Consider the following 18,996-nt stretch of genomic DNA (forward strand, 5'->3'; position numbering starts at 1 on the left):
GGGCTCAGCCCTTGCGGCGGCGGATCCGGCTGCCCAGCCAGACCACCGGGTCGTACTTGCGGTCCGCCACGCGTTCCTTCATCGGGATCAGGGCGTTGTCGGTGATGGCGATGGACTCGGGGCAGACCTCGGTGCAGCACTTGGTGATGTTGCAGTAGCCGAGGCCGTAGACGTCCTGGGCCGTGCGGCGGCGGTCGAGGCCGGAGTCCTCGGCGGCGTCGAGGGGGTGCATGTCGAGTTCGGCGATCCGCATGAGGAAGCGGGGGCCGGCGAAGGCGGGCTTGTTCTCCTCGTGGTCGCGGACGACGTGGCAGGTGTTCTGGCACAGGAAGCACTCGATGCACTTGCGGAACTCCTGCGAGCGGTCGACGTCCTCCTGCCGCATCCGGTACTCGCCGGGCGCGAGGTCGGCGGGCGGGACGAAGGCCGGGATCTCGCGGGCCTTCGCGTAGTTGAAGGAGACGTCCGTGACCAGGTCGCGGATGACCGGGAAGGCGCGCATCGGGGTGATGGTGACCGTCTCGTCGCGGTCGAAGACCGACATCCGGGTCATGCAGAGGAGCCGGGGGCGGCCGTTGATCTCGGCCGAGCAGGAGCCGCACTTGCCGGCCTTGCAGTTCCAGCGGACGGCCAGGTCGGGGGCCTGGGTGGCCTGGAGGCGGTGGACGATGTCGAGGACCACCTCGCCGTCGTGCACTTCCACCGTGTAGTCGGTGAGCTCGCCGCCCTCCGCGTCGCCCCGCCAGACCCGGAATCTCGCCTCGTACGTACTCATGCGTCCAGTCCCTTCGACTCCAGCTCCTCCTCGGCGAGGTACTTGGCCAGCTCCTCCTTCTCGAACAGGGCGAGCAGATCGGGGCGGATCGGCTCCGTCCGCACCCGTTCCAGGGCGATGCCCTCGCCCTCGGTCCGGCACAGCAGGTTCACCGGGCGCCAGGAACGGTCCATGCCGGGGCGGTCCTCCCGGGTGTGGCCGCCGCGCGACTCGGTGCGTTCCAGGGCCGCGCGCGCCACGCACTCGCTGACCAGGAGCATGTTGCGCAGGTCGAGGGCGAGGTGCCAGCCGGGGTTGAACTGCCGGTGGCCCTCGACGGCGACCCGCCGCGCCCGCTCGCGCAGCGCGGCGATCCGCTCCAGGGCCTCGGCCATCTCGCCCTCCCGGCGGATGATCCCGACCAGGTCGTTCATCGTCTGCTGGAGTTCCTGATGGAGGGTGTACGGGTTCTCGCCGGCCTCGCCGAAGGACTCGCCGTCGAACGGGGCCAGCGCCTCCGTCCGGGCCGCCGCCACCGCCTCCTCGCCGACCTCCGGGAGCCCGGCCCCCGCCTCCGCGCCCGCCGCGTACTCCGCCGCGTGCAGTCCGGCGCGGCGGCCGAACACCAGGAGGTCGGAGAGCGAGTTGCCGCCGAGCCGGTTGGAGCCGTGCATGCCGCCGGCGACCTCGCCGGCCGCGAAGAGACCGGGCACGCCCACCGTGGCGGCGGTCTCCGAGTCGACGTTGATGCCGCCCATCACGTAGTGGCAGGTCGGCCCGACCTCCATCGGCTCGGCCGTGATGTCGACGTCCGCGAGCTCCTTGAACTGGTGGTACATCGAGGGCAGCCGGCGCCGGATCACCTCGGCGGGCATCCGCGTCGACACGTCGAGGAAGACCCCGCCGTGCGGGGAGCCGCGGCCCGCCTTCACCTCGGCGTTGATCGCCCGCGCCACCTCGTCGCGCGGCAGCAGCTCGGGCGGGCGCCGGTTGTGGTCCGGGTCCTCGTACCAGCGGTCGCCCTCCTCCTCCGACTGCGCGTACTTCTCCTTGAAGACCTCGGGGACGTAGTCGAACATGAACCGCTTGCCCTCGGAGTTCCTGAGCACCCCGCCGTCGCCGCGCACCGACTCGGTGACGAGGATCCCCTTCACCGACGGCGGCCAGACCATCCCGGTCGGATGGAACTGCACGAACTCCATGTTCATCAGCGGCGCCCCGGCGAGCAGCGCGAGCGCGTGCCCGTCGCCGGTGTACTCCCAGGAGTTCGACGTCACCTTGAAGGACTTGCCGATGCCGCCGGTCGCGAGGACGACCGCGGGGGCCTCCAGGACGAAGAAGCGGCCGGTCTCCCGCTCGTAACAGAAGACCCCCGCGACCCGGCCCGAATCGTCCTTCAGGCTGTGTTCTTTCAAGATCCGGGTGACCGTGCACTCCTGGAAGACCTTCAGGCGGCTCTCGTAGTCGCCGGTCTCCCGGAAGTCCTCCTGCTGCAGCGCGACGATCTTCTGCTGGAGGGTGCGGATCAGCTCCAGGCCGGTGCGGTCGCCGACGTGCGCGAGCCGCGGGTACTCGTGGCCGCCGAAGTTGCGCTGCGAGATCCGCCCGTCCGCCGTCCGGTCGAAGAGCGCACCCCAGGTCTCCAGCTCCCAGACCCGGTCGGGGGCCTCCTGGGCGTGCAGCTCGGCCATCCGCCACTGGTTGAGGAACTTCCCGCCGCGCATGGTGTCGCGGAAGTGGGTCTGCCAGGTGTCGTGCGGGTTGGCGTTGGCCATGGCGGCGGCGATGCCGCCCTCGGCCATCACCGTGTGCGCCTTGCCGAAGAGGGACTTGCAGATGACGGCGGTACGGGCACCCCGCTGCCGTGCCTCGATCGCCGCGCGCAGCCCGGCGCCGCCGGCGCCGACCACGATCACGTCCCACCGCTGGCGTTCCACAGAAGTCATGTCAGAAGAACCTCGGGTCGTCGAAGGCGCCGGTGGCGAGCAGGTACACGTACAGGTCGCAGACGGCGACGCTGATCAGCGAGGCCCAGGCGAGCCGCATGTGACGGCGGTTCAGCAGGCCGACCCAGGTCCACAGCCGGTAGCGGACGGGGTGCTTCGAGAAGTGCCGCAGCCGGCCGCCGACGATGTGCCGGCAGGAGTGGCAGGACAGGGTGTACGCCCAGATGAGGACGATGTTGACGAGGAAGACCAGGCTGCCGAGCCCCATGTGCCCCCAGTCGTAGGAGGCGTCCCGGAAGGTCAGCGCGGTGTCGTAGGTGAGGATCCCGGCGACCGGCAGGGCGAGGTAGAAGAAGTACCGGTGGATGTTCTGCAGGATCAGCGGGAAGCGGGTCTCGCCGGTGTACGTGCGGTGGGGTTCGGCCACCGCGCAGGCCGGCGGAGAGGCCCAGAAGCCCCGGTAGTAGGCCTTCCGGTAGTAATAGCAGGTCAGCCGGAAGCCGAGCGGGAAGACCAGGATCAGCAGGGCGGGGGAGAGGGTCCACCAGCTGCCGAAGATCTCCCAGTTGGGGCCGCCGCGCATCGGGACGCAGTTCTCGGCGAGGCAGGGCGAGTAGAACGGGGAGACGTAGGGGGCGGCGTAGTAGTGGGCGTTCGCGAAGGCCCGCCAGGTCGAGTAGGCGACGAAGGCGAGCAGTCCGACGGTGGTGGCGGCCGGTGCCAGCCACCAGCGGTCGGTGCGCAGATGGCGGGCGGCGAGGGAGGCGCGCCCGGGCGAGCGCACCCCCGTGGTCGCTGAAGGGGGTTCCGTACCTGTGGCCAACAGGGCCTCCTCGGCTCTACGGCGCGTGGCGGTCGCGTGCTCCCAGTCCCTCGTCGTCGGTGTCCGTCCACTTCTGGGAGTCGTACGGGGTGTCGGGGATCGTCACCATGGGCTCGGCGCGGGTCCCGGTCGGCGTGCCCCGTTCCGTCCCGACGCGGTGTTCCAGCTCTTCGACCGTGCGTTCCAGGTCCTGCAGACGGCGCTTGACGGCCGCCAGGTCGTCCTGAACGGACATGGTTGCCCTCACTTCCGCGAGCGACTTCCGCCGGTTTCCGCCGGTGCCTGCGGGACTCACGCGAGTGTCGCGCGTCACATCCCGCTTGGGAAGCCGTGTGCACCTGATTCCACTCGTCCGGGGCGCCCCGGTTCGGGGGCGATTGGGCCGCACGAGTGGGGTTTGCCGGCCGTGCCGCCGTGTCGCCGTCACCGGATCCGCTCCGTCCTTTTCAGTGTATGAGCAATAGGTGTGATCATCTCCAAATGGCATAAAACTGGACGAAGGGGTACAAGTCATGTCCCAGGTCGGCGCCCCTCGCGGAAGGACATGCTCCAGGAGCCCCCGCTCCCGCACGCTCCGCTCCGTCGCCTCCCTCGGCAGCGCGGTCCTCGCCCTGGCCGTGCTCGCCGGATGCAGCTCCGGAGACGGCGGCGACCAGTCGCCCGCCGCCGCCCAGGACAACGCGCCGGCCGCGCGCGACAAGGTCGCCGACGGCGGGACCGTGCGCTGGGCCGTCGACGCACTGCCCACCACCCTCAACGCCTTCCAGGCCGACGCCGACGCCGCCACCGCGCGCATCGCCGGCGCCGTGCTGCCCGCCCTGCACACCCTCGACGAGCGCGGCCGGCCGCAGCTCAACCCCGACTACCTGGAGTCCGCGCAGGTCGTCGAGACCGAGCCCAAGCAGGTCGTCCTCTACAAGCTCAACCAGCAGGCGGTGTGGAGCACCGGCCGGGAGATCGGCGCACCGGACTTCGTCGCCCAGTGGCGCGCGCTCAGCGGCCGCGACACCGCCTACTGGACCGCCCGCAACGCCGGGTACGAGCGGATCGAGAAGATCGAGCGCGGCAAGGACGACCTGGAGGTACGGGTCACCTTCGCCAAGCCGTACGCCGACTGGCGGGCGCTCTTCACCCCGCTCTACCCGAAGGAGGTGATGGGCACCCCGAACACCTTCAACGACGGCGCCCGCACCGCCCTGAAGGCCACCGCGGGACCGTTCGTCCTCAAGGGCGTCGACCGCAAGAGCGGCAGTGTCACGCTGGCCCGCAACCCCCGCTGGTGGGGCCAGGCCGCCAAGCTCGACAGCCTCGTCCTGACCGCCGTGCCCCGCGCCGACCGGGCCGCCGCACTCGCCTCCGGAAAGCTGGACCTCGCCGAGATCGACCGGTCCGCCGCCGAGCGGATCGCGCTCGCGGTACGGGACGCCCGCGCCGGCCAGAGCGGCGCCCAGGCCGCACTGGCCCACGGCCCCGGCGCCGGCATCACCCCGGCCGCCGCCCTGCGCTCGTGGGCGCTGGCGCACGGCTCCGACGAGGAGAAGGCGGAGGAGGTACGGGCCGCCCGCGAGGAGAACGGCAAGGCGATCGCCGCGTACGCCGCCGAGCAGAACGGCCTCGCGAAGTTCGTGGTCCGCAAGTCCCTGGAGCCCGCCTACACCCAGCTCTCCCTGAACGGGGAGTCCGGGCCGCTCGCCGACGAGCGGGTACGCCGGGCGGTCGCCCGGGCGATCGACCGGCAGGAGCTGGCCGAGACCGTGCTCAAGCCGCTCGGCCTGCCGGCCCGCCCGCCGGGCAGCCACCTGGCGCTCGCCGGACAGGCCGCCTACGCCGACAGCAGCGACGCGCTCGGCGACCAGGACACCAAGGAGGCGGCGGCGCTGCTCGCCGACGCCGGCTGGGTGCCGGGCGGCGCACTGAAGAAGCCCGCGACGACCGCGGGCACGAAGGCCGGGAGCGAGGCGGCCAAGAAGGACGCGGCCAAGAAGGACACCGAGAAGACGGACGCGGAAGAGAAGGCCGACACCGAGAAGACGGATGCCGAGAAGAAGGCGGACGCCGACAAGAAGGCCGACGAGAAGAAGGCCGCCGACGAGAAGGCCCGCGCGAAGGACGCCGACGCCGCCTCCGACGAGGGGCTCTACATCGTCGGCGACGACAAGCCCGGCGACCGCCGCACCAGCCCGCTGATCGGCGCCGGCGGCCCCGAGAACGGCACCAACATCCTCGCGCCCGCGCCGGTCGCCGCCTTCCAGGGCGCCGCCCTGCTCCGCCAGGCCGCGGCCCTCGACACCGGTACGGGCACCAAGCCGGTGGCCGGCGCCTACGCCCCGCGCGGCTCCGCCGCCCCGGCGGCCCCGGCCGCCGTCGACGCGGCCGCCGCGAAGGCCCTCGGCAAGGACGGCAAGGCGCTCAGCCTCCGCTTCGTGCTGCCGTCCGGGCCGGGCTCGGAGTCGCTGCGGGCGGTCGGTGACCGGATCGTCCGGATGCTCGACGCGGTGGGCATCCGCACCGAGGTGACCAAGGTCTCCGACGAGAGCTTCTTCAAGGACCACATCGCCTCCGGCGACTACGACCTGGCCCTCTACTCCTGGCCCGCCACCGCCTTCCCGGCGACCGACGCCCGGCCGATCTACGCCAAGCCGGAGCCGGCCTCCGACGGCTCGCTCCTGGTCGAGCAGAACTACGCGCGGGTCGGCACCGACCGCATCGACCAGCTCTTCGACCAGGCGGCCGCCACCCTGGACGAGGAGGAGGCCCGTGACCTGGTCCGCCAGGCCGACGCCCGGATCTGGGCCGCGGCCGGCTCCATCCCGCTCTACCAGCGCCCGCAGCTCGTCGCGGCCAAGCCGGAGCTGGTGAACGCCGGCGCCTGGGGCTTCGCCGCCCCCCGCTACCAGGACATCGGCTACAAGAAGCCGCAGAGCGCGCAGGGCGCCGAGCGCAACAAGGGCTGATCCGCTCAGCAGGACCAGCACCAGCACCACCAGGACCAGGGCCCGGCCGGGCAGCCGCACCGGCCGGGCCCTCGCCATGCCCGTGCCCCGGCCCGCTCAACCGGACGGACGCCTTCCATTCGGACCGCCGCCCTCCACCCCGTACACGAAACCGCCCCATTACCCGAAAGCGGCAGAAACTCCAAGTCGCAAGCTCAGAAGCAGCTCAAGTTCCTTGCCCGGCGGAGGCCCGGGCGGGCACGATCGCAGCGGACCATTGACCCGGCCCGCGTGACTCTCCCCACACCCTGAAACCTCCCAGTAGACCCTCTCGGATCGATCCGGGGAAGCCCCTTGCACGGCGGCCCCGTACCATAGGACATAGCCGTGGCGCGTCCGCCCGGCGGGCGTAAGAGGAACTGACGCCGATTCCCACGATCCGAGAGAAGCGCAAGCCACCCATGCCCACGCGCCACGACATCCGTAACGTCGCCATCGTCGCCCACGTCGACCACGGCAAGACGACCATCGTCGACGCCATGCTCAAGCAGGCCGGTGCCTTCGCCGCCCACCAGCAGGTCGACGACCGAGTCATGGACTCGAACGACCTGGAGCGTGAGAAGGGCATCACGATCCTCGCCAAGAACACGGCGGTGAAGTACCACCCCAAGGACGGCGGGGCCCCGATCACGATCAACATCATCGACACCCCCGGCCACGCCGACTTCGGCGGCGAGGTCGAGCGCGGTCTGTCGATGGTGGACGCCGTCGTCCTCCTGGTCGACGCCTCCGAGGGCCCGCTCCCGCAGACCCGCTTCGTGCTGCGCAAGGCCCTCCAGCAGCGCAAGCCCGTCATCCTCTGCATCAACAAGACGGACCGCCCGGACTCCCGGATCGACGAGGTCGTCAACGAGACCTACGACCTGTTCCTGGACCTGGACGCCGACGAGGACCAGATCGAGTTCCCGATCGTCTACGCCTGCGGCCGCGACGGCATCGCCTCGCTGACCAAGCCGGAGAACGGCACGGTCCCGCAGGACTCCGACAACCTGGAGCCGTTCTTCTCCGCGATCCTGGAGCACGTCCCGGCCCCGTCGTACGAGGAGGACGCGCCGCTCCAGGCCCACGTCACCAACCTCGACGCCGACAACTTCCTCGGCCGCATCGCGCTGCTCCGCGTCGAGCAGGGCGAGCTGCGCAAGGGCCAGACGGTCGCGTGGATCAAGCGCGACGGCACGATCTCCAACGTCCGCATCACCGAGCTGATGATGACCGAGGCGCTCACCCGCAAGCCGGCCGAGGTCGCCGGCCCCGGTGACATCTGCGCCGTCGCCGGTATCCCCGACATCATGATCGGCGAGACCCTGGCCGACCCGGAGAACCCGATCGCGCTGCCGCTGATCACGGTCGACCAGCCGGCCATCTCGATGACCATCGGCACGAACACCTCGCCGCTCGTCGGCCGCGGCGGCACCGGCAAGGGCGCCGAGGCCAAGTCGGCCGTCAAGGACCGCAAGGTCACCGCCCGCCAGGTGAAGGACCGCCTGGACCGCGAGCTGATCGGCAACGTCTCGCTCCGCGTCCTCGACACCGAGCGCCCGGACGCCTGGGAGGTCCAGGGCCGTGGTGAGCTCGCGCTCGCCATCCTGGTCGAGCAGATGCGCCGCGAGGGCTTCGAGCTCACCATCGGCAAGCCGCAGGTCGTCACCAAGGAGGTCGACGGCAAGATCCACGAGCCCGTCGAGCGCCTCACGGTCGACGTGCCCGAGGAGCACATGGGCGCCGTCACCCAGCTCATGGGTGTCCGCAAGGGCCGCATGGACAACATGTCGAACCACGGCTCCGGCTGGGTGCGCATGGAGTTCGTCGTTCCGTCCCGCGGCCTCATCGGCTTCCGTACGGAGTTCCTCACCAACACCCGCGGTACGGGCATCGCCCACTCCATCCACGAGGGCCACGAGCCGTGGTTCGGCACCCTGACGACCCGTAACAACGGTTCGCTGGTCGCCGACCGCGCCGGTGCGGTCACCGCCTTCGCGATGACCAACCTCCAGGAGCGCGGTGTCCTGTTCACCGACCCCGGCACCGAGGTGTACGAGGGCATGATCGTCGGCGAGAACTCGCGCTCCGACGACATGGACGTGAACATCACCAAGGAGAAGAAGCTCACCAACATGCGCTCCTCCTCCGCCGACTCCTTCGAGGCGATCGTGCCGCCGCGCAAGCTCTCCCTGGAGCAGTCGCTGGAGTTCTGCCGCGACGACGAGTGCGTCGAGGTGACCCCGGAGGCCGTCCGCATCCGCAAGGTCGTCCTGGACCAGAAGGAGCGCGGCCGCTCCGCCTCGCGCGCGAAGAACGGCTGACCTTCCCCGTCCGCCTCCTGAGGGGGCGAGCGGAAGATCACATTCAGGGCCCGGCCCCCCGTACCACGTACGGGGGGCCGGGCCTTTTCCGGACGGACTCTCAACGTTTCGTCAACCTGGTTTCAGAAGCCGTCCGTCCGGTTATCGGCCGTCGCTCTCCGGAACGTGTGTTAACGGTCCGTTTCGTCGGTGTCTGTCTGTGCTCGCTTTGTCCGGATTTCGGGCTTCCCGGCCCTGGCGATGTTGTCAAACCGAGACCGCTTAAGTGTGGTTTACAGCCCGGTCGTACTTAATAGTTGGCTCCATTGAGCTCGGGTCAATGGGTCACGCACTGTGGGGAGTGCCGACTCACGAGCACACTGTGGGTACTTGGGTGAAAGGCCGTCAGGGGTGTCGGCTACCACCCGCAGTGCCCCTCTTGTAGTGACAAGTGGACTCATGAGGAGGAACTCCCATGCGCGGTGCCAAGAGCGCCAAGTGGGTAGTGGGCGCGATCGTCGTCGCCCTGGCAGCGACCGCCTGTGGCGGGGGTAAGAGCGACTCGGGCAAGGGCGGCGCCGGCGCCATCGACCCGAACGGCATCTTCACCATCGAGAACGGTGAGCCGGAGAAGCCCCTGTACACGGGTGACACGATGGAGTCCTACGGCTCCGCGGTCATGAAGGGCCTCTACTCGACCCTCGTCGACTACAAGGCCGACGGCTCCCTGGAGATGGTCAACGCCGAGTCGGTCAGCACGACGGACTCCAAGACCTGGACCGTCAAGCTCAAGCAGGGCTGGACCTTCCACGACGGTACCCCGGTCACGTCCAAGTCCTACGTGGACGCGTGGAACTGGAACGCCAACGTCAACAACGCCATGGGCCTCGCGTCCTGGTTCGCTGACATCAAGGGCTTCGACAAGGTCCACCCCGAGGCCGAGGGCGCCAAGCCGACCGCGGACAAGCTCGAGGGTCTGAAGATCGTCGACGACAGCACCTTCACCATCGAGCTGTCGAAGGCCGTCCCGTACTTCGGTCACAAGCTCGCCTACATCTCCTTCGCGCCGCTGGCGGAGTCCTTCTACAAGGACACGAAGGCCGCGGGCCAGGCGCCGGTCGGCAACGGTCCCTACAAGTTCAAGAGCTGGGACCACAAGAAGCAGATCGAGGTCGTCCGCTACGACGGCTACAAGGGCCCGAACAAGGCGAAGAACGGCGGTGTGGTCTTCAAGAACTACACCGGCCTCGAGGCCGCGTACGAGGACCTGAAGTCCGGCAACCTGGACGTCATCACCCAGGTCGGCCCGAAGGACCTGCCGGTCTACCGCCAGGACCTCGGCGACCGTGCCGTCGACCAGCCGTACTCCGCGATCCAGACGATCGCCGTCGCCTTCTACGCCGACCAGTGGAGCAAGCCGAAGCCGGTCGACCCGCGGGTCATCCAGGGCCTGTCCATGGCGATCGACCGCGCCACCATCACCAAGACGGTGCTGAACGGCACGCGTGAGCCGGCGACCGGCTGGGTTGCCAAGGGCGTCCTCGGTTACCAGGAGAACGCGGCGGGCGACGTCACGAAGTACGACCCGGCCAAGGCCAAGGAGCTCATCAAGGCCGGTGGCGGCGTCCCCGGCAACAAGATCTCCATCCAGTTCAACGCCGACGGCGGTCACAAGGAGTGGGTGGAGGCGGTCTGCAACTCCATCCAGCAGGCCACCAGCATCCAGTGCGTGGGCGACAGCAAGCCGGACTTCCAGGCCGACCTGACGGCCCGTAAGACGAAGCAGGTCAAGTCGTTCTACCGGTCCGGCTGGGTGCTCGACTACCCGGTGAACGCCAACTTCATCTCGGACCTGTTCCGTACGGGTGCGGGCGGCAACCAGGGTGGCTTCTCGAACAAGGAGCTGGACGCGAAGATCGCGGCCGCCGACTCCGCGGCGACCCTCGACGAGTCCGTCAAGGCCTACCAGGCCATCGAGAAGGAACTCGTCAACTACATGCCGTCGATCCCCATGTGGTACTACAAGGTCAACGCGGGCTACTCGGAGAAGGTCTCCGGCGTGAAGTTCGGCCAGGACGGTGAACCGATCCTGACCGGCGTCGAGGTCCACAAGTAAACCCAGAAGTAGTCCGCCTGCCGTGAACGAGCCGGCCGCCCGTCGGTCGGCCCGTCCCGGCGCCTAACGCAGTGGCTGGGGGGCCCTCCCATGACATCGCCGTGCCCGGAACCGGGTACCGAGTCACGGGAGGGCCCGTCGGCTGCCGCTGTGATATCTCAACGGAGGCATGATGGGGCGTTATGTCGCACGACGACTGCTCCAGATGATCCCGGTTTTCTTCGGGACAACCCTGCTGATCTTCCTGATGGTCTACAGCCTGCCCGGCGACCCCGTGGCGGGTCTGTTCGGCGACAAGGGCGCCGATCCGGCGACCCTGGAGGCGATCAGGCACAAGCTCGGTCTGGACCAGCCACTGTGGAAGCAGTACTGGGACTACATGACCGGCATCATCCTGCACTTCGACTTCGGCACCCAGATCCGGAACGACCGTCCGGTCACCGACGTGCTGGGTGACGCCTTCCCGGTGACGCTCCAACTGGCCGCGCTGGCCTTCGTCTTCGAGATGGTCTTCGGAGTGACGCTCGGCATCGTCGCCGGCCTCAAGGCCGGCCGCCTGGCCGACAACGTCATCCTGATCTTCACCCTGCTGATCATCTCGATCCCGGTCTTCGTCCTCGGCTTCCTCATCAAGATGGTCTTCGCCTTCCAGCTGGGATGGATGGAGCCGAACGTCAGCAACGATCAGCTGCTCTCCGAGATGATCGCCCCGGCCGTCGTGCTCGGTGGTCTATCGCTCGCCTATGTGGCCCGGCTGACCCGTACGTCCATGGCGGAGAACCTGCGCGCCGACTACATGCGCACCGCCATCGCCAAGGGCCTGCCGAAGCGCCGCGTCATCGGCGTCCACCTGATGCGCAACTCGATGATTCCCGTCATCACCTTCCTGGGCACCGACATCGGCGCCCTCATGGGCGGTGCGGTCGTCACCGAGGGCATCTTCAACATCAAGGGCGTCGGTGGTCTGATCTACGAGTCGATCACCCGCCGCGAGGGCTCGACCCTGGTCGGCCTCGTCACCATCCTGGTGGTCGTCTACCTGGTCACCAGTCTGCTCATCGACCTGCTGTACGCGGTCCTGGACCCGAGGATCCGGTATGCCTGACGTGACCAAGACCGTCGCCGCGGCTGGGGACGTCGTCGACACTCCCTCCGTCGCCGAGAACTCCACGTCCGCGCAGAAGCCGGAGAAGGCCCGCTCCCTGTGGGGCGACGCCTGGAGCGACCTGCGCCGCAACCCGTACTTCATCGTGTCGGCCGGGCTGATCGTGGTGCTGCTGTCGATCACCGCGTTCCCGGGCCTGTTCACCAGCGCCTCGCCGACCGCGGGTGACCTCGTCCACCACTACATCGGCAAGCCCGAGCTGGGCAGTATCGGCTCCGAGGGCTGGCTCGGTTACGACATCCAGGGCCGGTCCGTCTACGCCCGCCTGATCTACGGCACCCGCGCCTCCATCATCGTGGGCGTAGCCGTCACGCTGATCGTCACGGTCGTCGGCGGCATCATGGGCATGATCGCCGGCTACTTCGGCGGCATCACGGATGCGATCCTCTCCCGGATCACCGACATCTTCTTCGGCATCCCGTTCATGCTCGGCGCCATGGTCATCCTGCAGGCCTTCACCGACCGCACCATCTGGGTCGTCGTCTTCGCCCTGGCCTTCCTCGGCTGGACGCAGATCACCCGCGTCATGCGCGGTGCGGTGATCACGGTGAAGCAGGCCGACTACGTGCACGCCGCGAAGGCGCTCGGCGCCGGCACGACCCGGATCCTGTTCCGGCACATCCTGCCGAACGCCATGGCCCCGGTGATCGTCGTCGCGACCATCGCGCTCGGCGGTTACATCTCGGCCGAGGCCACCCTGTCCTACCTCGGCCTGGGCCTCGCGTCCCCGACCGTCTCGTGGGGTGTCGACATCTCCGCCGGTGTTCAGGCGATCCGTACGTCGCAGCACATCCTGCTGTACCCGTCGATCATGGTGAGCATCACCGTCCTGGCGTTCATCATGCTCGGCGAAGCCGTCCGCAACGCCCTCGACCCCAAGCTGCGCTGAGGAGGGCGTACACGTGAGCACCATCGACAAGACGACGACCGTTCCGGCGCCGCGCGCCGGCGACGACTACAACGGTCCGCTGCTCGAAGTCCGTGACCTGCACGTCGAGTTCCACACCCGCGACGGTGTGGCCAAGGCGGTCAACGGCGTCAACTACTCGGTCAGCGCCGGTGAGACGCTCGCCGTGCTCGGCGAGTCCGGCTCCGGCAAGTCCGTCACGGCCCAGGCCATCATGGGCATCCTCGACATGCCGCCCGGCAAGATCCCGCAGGGCGAGATCCTGTTCCGCGGCCAGGACATGCTGAAGATGTCCAACGAGGAGCGCCGGAAGATCCGCGGTCGCCGCATCGCGATGATCTTCCAGGACGCGCTGTCCTCGCTGAACCCGGTCCTCACCGTCGGCTACCAGCTCGGCGAGATGTTCCGGGTCCACCACGGCCTGTCCAAGAAGGACGCCAAGGTCAAGGCCATCGAGCTGATGGACAAGGTCAAGATCCCGGCCGCCAAGGCCCGGGTCGGCGACTACCCCCACCAGTTCTCCGGCGGTATGCGCCAGCGCATCATGATCGCCATGGCGCTCGCCCTGGAGCCGGACCTGATCATCGCCGACGAGCCGACCACGGCCCTCGACGTGACGGTCCAGGCCCAGGTCATGGACCTGCTCGCGGAGCTGCAGCGCGAGTACAACATGGGTCTGATCCTGATCACCCACGACCTCGGCGTCGTCGCCGACGTCGCGGACAAGATCGCGGTCATGTACGCCGGCCGGATCGTGGAGCAGGCGCCGGTGCACGAGCTGTACAAGCGCCCGGCCCACCCGTACACCCGGGGTCTGCTCGACTCGATCCCGCGCCTGGACCAGAAGGGCCAGGAGCTGTACGCGATCAAGGGTCTGCCGCCCAACCTGCTCAACATCCCGTCGGGCTGCGCCTTCAACCCGCGCTGCCCCATGGCGAGTGACCTCTGCCACACCGAGGTGCCGGCCCTGGTGCCGGTCACCGAGCAGGACGGCGCCGAGCTGCCGGGCCGCAAGAGCGCCTGCCACTACTGGAAGGAGACGATCCATGGCTGAGCTCAGCAAGAACGACAACGCCGGGGGCGTGTCCGAGGCGGAGGCCGTGGCCGCCATCGAGGCTCCCGTCGAGCGCGGTGAGCCGATCCTCCAGGTGCGCAACCTGCAGAAGCACTTCCCGCTGACCCAGGGCATCCTCTTCAAGAAGAAGATCGGTGCGGTCAAGGCCGTGGACGGGGTCTCCTTCGACCTCTTCCAGGGCGAGACGCTCGGCATCGTGGGCGAGTCCGGCTGTGGCAAGTCCACGGTCGCCAAGCTCCTGATGAACCTGGAGCGGGCCACCGCGGGCGAGGTCTTCTACAAGGGCCAGGACATCACCCGGCTGTCCGGCCGTGCGCTGAAGGCCGTGCGCCGGAACATCCAGATGGTGTTCCAGGACCCGTACACCTCGCTGAACCCGCGCATGACGGTCGGCGACATCATCGGCGAGCCCTTCGACATCCACCCCGAGGTGGCCCCGAAGGGCGACCGGCGCCGCAAGGTGCAGGAGCTGCTCGACGTCGTCGGTCTGAACCCCGAGTACATCAACCGCTATCCGCACCAGTTCTCCGGCGGTCAGCGCCAGCGCATCGGCATCGCCCGCGGCCTCGCGCTCAACCCGGAGATCATCATCTGCGACGAGCCGGTCTCCGCCCTGGACGTGTCCGTCCAGGCGCAGGTCATCAACCTGATGGAGAAGCTGCAGGACGAGTTCAACCTGTCCTACATCTTCATCGCGCACGACCTGTCGATCGTCCGGCACATCTCGGACCGGGTCGGCGTGATGTACCTGGGCAAGATGGCCGAGATCGGTACCGACACCCAGATCTACGACCACCCGACCCACCCGTACACGCAGGCGCTGCTCTCCGCGGTGCCGGTGCCGGACCCGGAGGCCCGCGCGCACCGCGAGCGGATCATCCTCACCGGTGACGTGCCCTCGCCGGCCAACCCGCCGTCGGGCTGCCGCTTCCGCACCCGCTGCTGGAAGGCGCAGGACAAGTGCGCCACCGAGGTGCCGGTGCTCGCGATTCCGGAGCGCTTCCGCGGCCAGGACACGCCGGCGGCGCACGAGTCCGCGTGCCACTTCGCCGAGGAGAAGGACGTCGTCGGCGCGAGCTGATCACGTACCAAAGGCCGATGCGAAAGGCCCCCGCACCTCTACGGAGGTGCGGGGGCCTTCGCGTGTCCGGCCCACGCGTCGCCGAAGCGGCGCCCGTTCATACGGACGCCGTAAAAATGCACTCTCCGGGCAAAGGGGTGATATTGGGGCCTAAGTAATACTGAGGACACATTCGGGAGGCACTCCATGCGCGGAGCCACGCACGCCAAGTGGGCCGCTCTGGCCACCGCAGTCGCCCTCGCGGCGACCGCCTGCGGCGGTGGCGACGACGGCGGCGGCGGTGGCGGAGGCGCCGAAGGGATCGTCAGCTCCTCCTGGGGCGACCCGCAGAACCCGCTGGAGCCGGCCAACACCAACGAGGTGCAGGGCGGCAAGGTGCTGTCCATGATCTTCCGCGGGCTCAAGCAGTACGACCCGAAGACCGGCGCGGCCAACAACATGCTCGCCGAGAAGATCGACACCACCGACTCGACCAACTTCACCATCACCGTCAAGGACGGCTGGACCTTCTCCAACGGCGAGCAGGTCACCGCCAAGTCCTTCGTGGACGCCTGGAACTACGGCGCCAACCTGAAGAACAACCAGCGCAACGCGTTCTTCTTCGGCCAGATCGAGGGCTACGACCAGGTCCACCCCGAGTCCGGCGAGCCCACGGCCCAGACGATGTCCGGCCTGAAGGTGACCGGCCCCCAGACCTTCACGGTCAAGCTGACCCAGAAGTTCTCCACCTGGCCCGACACCCTCGGCTACGCGGCCTTCTCGCCGCTGCCCCAGGCCTTCTTCACGGACCACGCCGCCTGGGTCTCCAAGCCCGTCGGCAACGGCCCGTACACCATCCAGTCGTACGCCAAGGGCTCCCAGATGGAGCTGGTGAAGTGGGCCGACTACCCGGGCCCGGACAAGGCGCAGAACGGCGGTGTCACCCTCAAGGTGTACACCGACAACAACACCGCCTACACCGACCTGACGGCCGGCAACCTCGACCTCGTCGACGACGTGCCCGCGTCCCAGCTGAAGAACGTCAAGGCCGACCTCGGCGACCGCTACATCAACCAGCCCGCCGGCATCATCCAGACCCTCGCCTTCCCGTTCTACGACCCGGCCTGGAACAAGCCGGGCCAGGAGAAGCTGCGCACCGGCCTGTCGATGGCGATCGACCGCAAGCAGATCACCGAGACGATCTTCCAGAACACCCGCACCCCCGCCACCGACTGGACCTCCCCGGTGCTCGGCGAGGCCGGCGGCTTCAGCTCGACCCTCTGCGGCGACTCCTGCAAGTACGACGCGGCCGAGGCGAAGAAGCTGGTCGCCGAGGGCGGCGGCATCCCCGGCGGCACGATGAAGATCTCGTACAACGCCGACACCGGCTCCCACAAGGAGTGGGTGGACGCGGTCTGCAACTCCATCAACAAGGCCCTCGGCAACACCAAGGCCTGCGTCGGCAACCCCATCGGCACCTTCGCCGACTTCCGCAACCAGATCACCCAGTCCAAGATGCCGGGACCGTTCCGGGCCGGCTGGCAGATGGACTACCCGCTCATCCAGAACTTCCTCCAGCCGCTGTACTACACCGGCGCCTCGTCCAACGACGGCAAGTGGACCAACGCCCAGTTCGACCAGCTGGTCAACCAGGCCAACGCGGAGACCGACCAGGCGAAGGCCGTGCAGACCTTCCAGCAGGCCGAGGAGGTGCTGCGGGACCAGATGGGCGCCATCCCCCTCTGGTACCAGAACGGCAGCGCCGGCTACTCGGAGCGGGTCTCCAACGTGACCCTGAACCCGTTCAGCGTGCCCGTCTACGAACAGATCAAGGTCAGCTGACGCCGTAGCAGGTCGGCGGTGTACGGCCCGGCCGGCGGAACCCCCGCGCCGGGCCGTACGCCTTCCCTCAACCCCCGGAGCCCCTCATGGGTCGTTATGTGATCCGGCGCCTGCTGCAGATGATCCCGGTCTTCTTCGGCGCCACGCTGTTGATCTTCCTGATGGTGAACGTGATGGGCGACCCCATCGCCGGCCTGTGCGGCGACCGGGCCTGCGACCCCGCCACCGCCGCCCAGCTGCGCAAGGAGTTCGGCCTCGACAAGCCGGTCTGGCAGCAATACCTGACCTACATGGGCAACGTCTTCACCGGCGACTTCGGCACCGCCTTCAACGGGCAGCCGGTCACCGAGCTGATGTCCACCGCGTTCCCGGTCACCATCCGGCTCACCATCGTCGCCATCTTCTTCGAGATCGTCATCGGCATCACCCTCGGCGTCCTCACCGGTCTCAAGCGCGGCCACCCCGTGGACACCTCGGTGCTGCTGCTCACCCTGGTCGTCCTCTCCATCCCCACCTTCGTCACCGGTCTGCTGGTCCAGCTGCTGCTCGGCGTCGAATGGGGCTGGATCAAACCGGCCGTCTCGCCCGAGGCCCCCTTCAACGAACTCATCGTCCCCGGCCTCGTCCTCGCCTCCGTCTCCCTGGCGTACGTCACCCGGCTCACCCGCACCTCGATCGCCGAGAACAAGCGCGCCGACTACGTCCGCACCGCGGTCGCCAAGGGCCTGCCGCGCCGCCGGGTCATCACCCGGCACCTGCTGCGCAACAGCCTCATCCCCGTGGTGACGTTCATCGGCGCCGACGTCGGCGCGCTCATGGGCGGCGCCATCGTCACCGAACGGATCTTCAACATCCACGGCGTCGGCTACCAGCTCTACCAGGGCATCGTGCGCCAGAACACCCAGACCGTGGTCGGCTTCGTGACCGTCCTCGTCCTGGTGTTCCTGATCGCCAACCTGCTGGTCGACCTCCTGTACGCCGTCCTTGACCCGAGGATTCGCTATGCCTGAGCCCGAGCCGTTTGAACCGCTGGAGTCGTACGGTGAGGAGGGTCGCGCCGTGGCCTCGACCGGCGCCGGAGGCGCGGCCGACTACGGCACCGCCGAGGCCGAGACCCTGGAGAGGAACCCCGCGCCGCCCGAGGAGACCGACCCCGGCGCCGCCGGCCCCGGCCCCGAGCAGAAGGCCCGCTCCCTGTGGTCCGACGCCTGGCACGACCTGCGCCGCAACCCGGTCTTCATCATCTCCGCCCTGGTCATCCTCTTCCTGGTGATCATCTCGATCTGGCCCCAGCTGATCGCCTCCGGAGACCCCCTCGACTGCGACCTGTCCAAGGCCCAGGAGGGCTCCCAGCCCGGCCACCCCTTCGGCTTCAACGGCCAGGGCTGCGACGTCTACACCCGCACCGTCTACGGCGCCCGCACCTCCGTCACCGTCGGCGTCCTGGCCACCCTCGGCGTCGCGATCCTCGGCAGCATCCTCGGCGGCCTGGCCGGCTTCTTCGGCGGCGGCTGGGACGGCGTCCTCTCCCGGATCACCGACGTCTTCTTCGCCATCCCCGTCGTCCTCGGCGGCCTGGTCTTCCTCTCCGTGGTGTCCAGCGCCACCGTCTGGCCCGTCATCGGCTTCATGGTGCTGCTCGGCTGGCCACAGATCTCCCGGATCGCCCGCGGCTCGGTGATCACCGCGAAACAGAACGACTACGTGCAGGCCGCCCGGGCGCTCGGCGCCTCCAACTCCCGGATGCTGCTGCGCCACATCGCCCCCAACGCGGTCGCCCCCGTCATCGTCGTCGCGACCATCGCGCTCGGCACCTACATCGCCCTGGAGGCGACCCTGTCGTACCTCGGCGTCGGCCTGAAGCCGCCCACCGTCTCCTGGGGCATCGACATCTCCTCGGCCTCGCAGTACATCCGCAACGCCCCGCACATGCTGCTCTGGCCGGCCGGCGCGCTCGCCATCACGGTGCTCGCCTTCATCATGCTCGGCGACGCGGTGCGCGACGCCCTCGACCCGAAGCTGAGGTAGGGCCC

The 18,996-nt window shown here is 68.8% G+C and carries 14 protein-coding genes; 10 read left to right on the top strand and 4 right to left on the bottom strand.

What is annotated here, in order from left to right; genetic code table 11:
* Window positions 1–4: 4 nt before the first annotated feature.
* Genes JAO84_RS23985 through JAO84_RS24000 form a run of 4 tightly spaced genes read right to left on the bottom strand, consistent with a single transcriptional unit; the run spans window position 5 to window position 3,758 of the window.
* On the bottom strand, window positions 5–775 hold the full coding sequence (locus tag JAO84_RS23985; protein WP_370414709.1) for a succinate dehydrogenase/fumarate reductase iron-sulfur subunit: 771 nt from the start codon (window positions 773–775) through the stop codon (window positions 5–7).
* Complete coding sequence (locus JAO84_RS23990; protein WP_370414710.1) at window positions 772–2,700, bottom strand: fumarate reductase/succinate dehydrogenase flavoprotein subunit; 1,929 nt, start codon at window positions 2,698–2,700, stop codon at window positions 772–774. The genes JAO84_RS23985 and JAO84_RS23990 overlap by 4 nt, the downstream gene beginning before the upstream one ends.
* A 1-nt stretch (window position 2,701) precedes the next feature.
* Window positions 2,702–3,523, bottom strand: a complete 822-nt coding sequence (locus tag JAO84_RS23995; protein ID WP_370414711.1) for a hypothetical protein — start codon at window positions 3,521–3,523, stop codon at window positions 2,702–2,704.
* 16 nt (window positions 3,524–3,539) lie between these two features.
* Window positions 3,540–3,758: a hypothetical protein gene (locus JAO84_RS24000; protein WP_370414712.1), complete on the bottom strand. Its 219-nt coding sequence runs from the start codon at window positions 3,756–3,758 to the stop codon at window positions 3,540–3,542.
* Between the two features lie 277 nt (window positions 3,759–4,035).
* Between JAO84_RS24000 and JAO84_RS24005 the strand changes: the two genes are divergently transcribed.
* The 10 genes from JAO84_RS24005 to JAO84_RS24050 all read left to right on the top strand — a co-directional run bounded on the left by JAO84_RS24005 (window position 4,036) and on the right by JAO84_RS24050 (window position 18,991).
* On the top strand, window positions 4,036–6,477 hold the full coding sequence (locus JAO84_RS24005; RefSeq protein ID WP_370414713.1) for an ABC transporter family substrate-binding protein: 2,442 nt from the start codon (window positions 4,036–4,038) through the stop codon (window positions 6,475–6,477).
* A 440-nt stretch (window positions 6,478–6,917) separates the two neighbouring features.
* Window positions 6,918–8,819 carry a translational GTPase TypA gene (gene typA / locus JAO84_RS24010; RefSeq protein ID WP_265866684.1) on the top strand — a complete coding sequence of 634 codons (1,902 nt, stop codon included), beginning with the start codon at window positions 6,918–6,920 and terminating at the stop codon, window positions 8,817–8,819.
* A gap of 454 nt (window positions 8,820–9,273) precedes the next feature.
* Complete coding sequence (locus tag JAO84_RS24015) at window positions 9,274–10,914, top strand: ABC transporter substrate-binding protein (protein WP_370414714.1); 1,641 nt, start codon at window positions 9,274–9,276, stop codon at window positions 10,912–10,914.
* A 172-nt stretch (window positions 10,915–11,086) separates the two neighbouring features.
* Window positions 11,087–12,019 carry an ABC transporter permease gene (locus tag JAO84_RS24020; RefSeq protein ID WP_265866724.1) on the top strand — a complete coding sequence of 311 codons (933 nt, stop codon included), beginning with the start codon at window positions 11,087–11,089 and terminating at the stop codon, window positions 12,017–12,019.
* Complete coding sequence (locus JAO84_RS24025; RefSeq protein ID WP_370414715.1) at window positions 12,012–12,968, top strand: ABC transporter permease; 957 nt, start codon at window positions 12,012–12,014, stop codon at window positions 12,966–12,968. The genes JAO84_RS24020 and JAO84_RS24025 overlap by 8 nt, the downstream gene beginning before the upstream one ends.
* A 13-nt stretch (window positions 12,969–12,981) precedes the next feature.
* A complete protein-coding gene (locus JAO84_RS24030; RefSeq protein WP_265866680.1) occupies window positions 12,982–14,040 on the top strand; it encodes an ABC transporter ATP-binding protein in 1,059 nt (352 codons plus the stop codon).
* Window positions 14,033–15,142, top strand: a complete 1,110-nt coding sequence (locus JAO84_RS24035) for an ABC transporter ATP-binding protein (protein ID WP_265866678.1) — start codon at window positions 14,033–14,035, stop codon at window positions 15,140–15,142. Before JAO84_RS24030 ends, JAO84_RS24035 begins: the two co-directional genes overlap by 8 nt.
* A 186-nt stretch (window positions 15,143–15,328) precedes the next feature.
* On the top strand, window positions 15,329–16,963 hold the full coding sequence (locus JAO84_RS24040; RefSeq protein ID WP_370414716.1) for an ABC transporter substrate-binding protein: 1,635 nt from the start codon (window positions 15,329–15,331) through the stop codon (window positions 16,961–16,963).
* A gap of 86 nt (window positions 16,964–17,049) precedes the next feature.
* The gene (locus JAO84_RS24045; protein ID WP_370414717.1) at window positions 17,050–17,973 is read left to right on the top strand and encodes an ABC transporter permease; all 924 of its coding nucleotides are present in this window, start codon (window positions 17,050–17,052) and stop codon (window positions 17,971–17,973) included.
* Window positions 17,966–18,991 (top strand): ABC transporter permease, encoded by a 1,026-nt coding sequence (locus JAO84_RS24050; RefSeq protein WP_265866675.1) that lies wholly within the window; start codon window positions 17,966–17,968, stop codon window positions 18,989–18,991. Before JAO84_RS24045 ends, JAO84_RS24050 begins: the two co-directional genes overlap by 8 nt.
* Window positions 18,992–18,996 lie beyond the last annotated feature (5 nt).

Source organism: Streptomyces fradiae (genome assembly GCF_041270065.1).
In the GTDB taxonomy this organism is placed as follows: domain Bacteria; phylum Actinomycetota; class Actinomycetes; order Streptomycetales; family Streptomycetaceae; genus Streptomyces.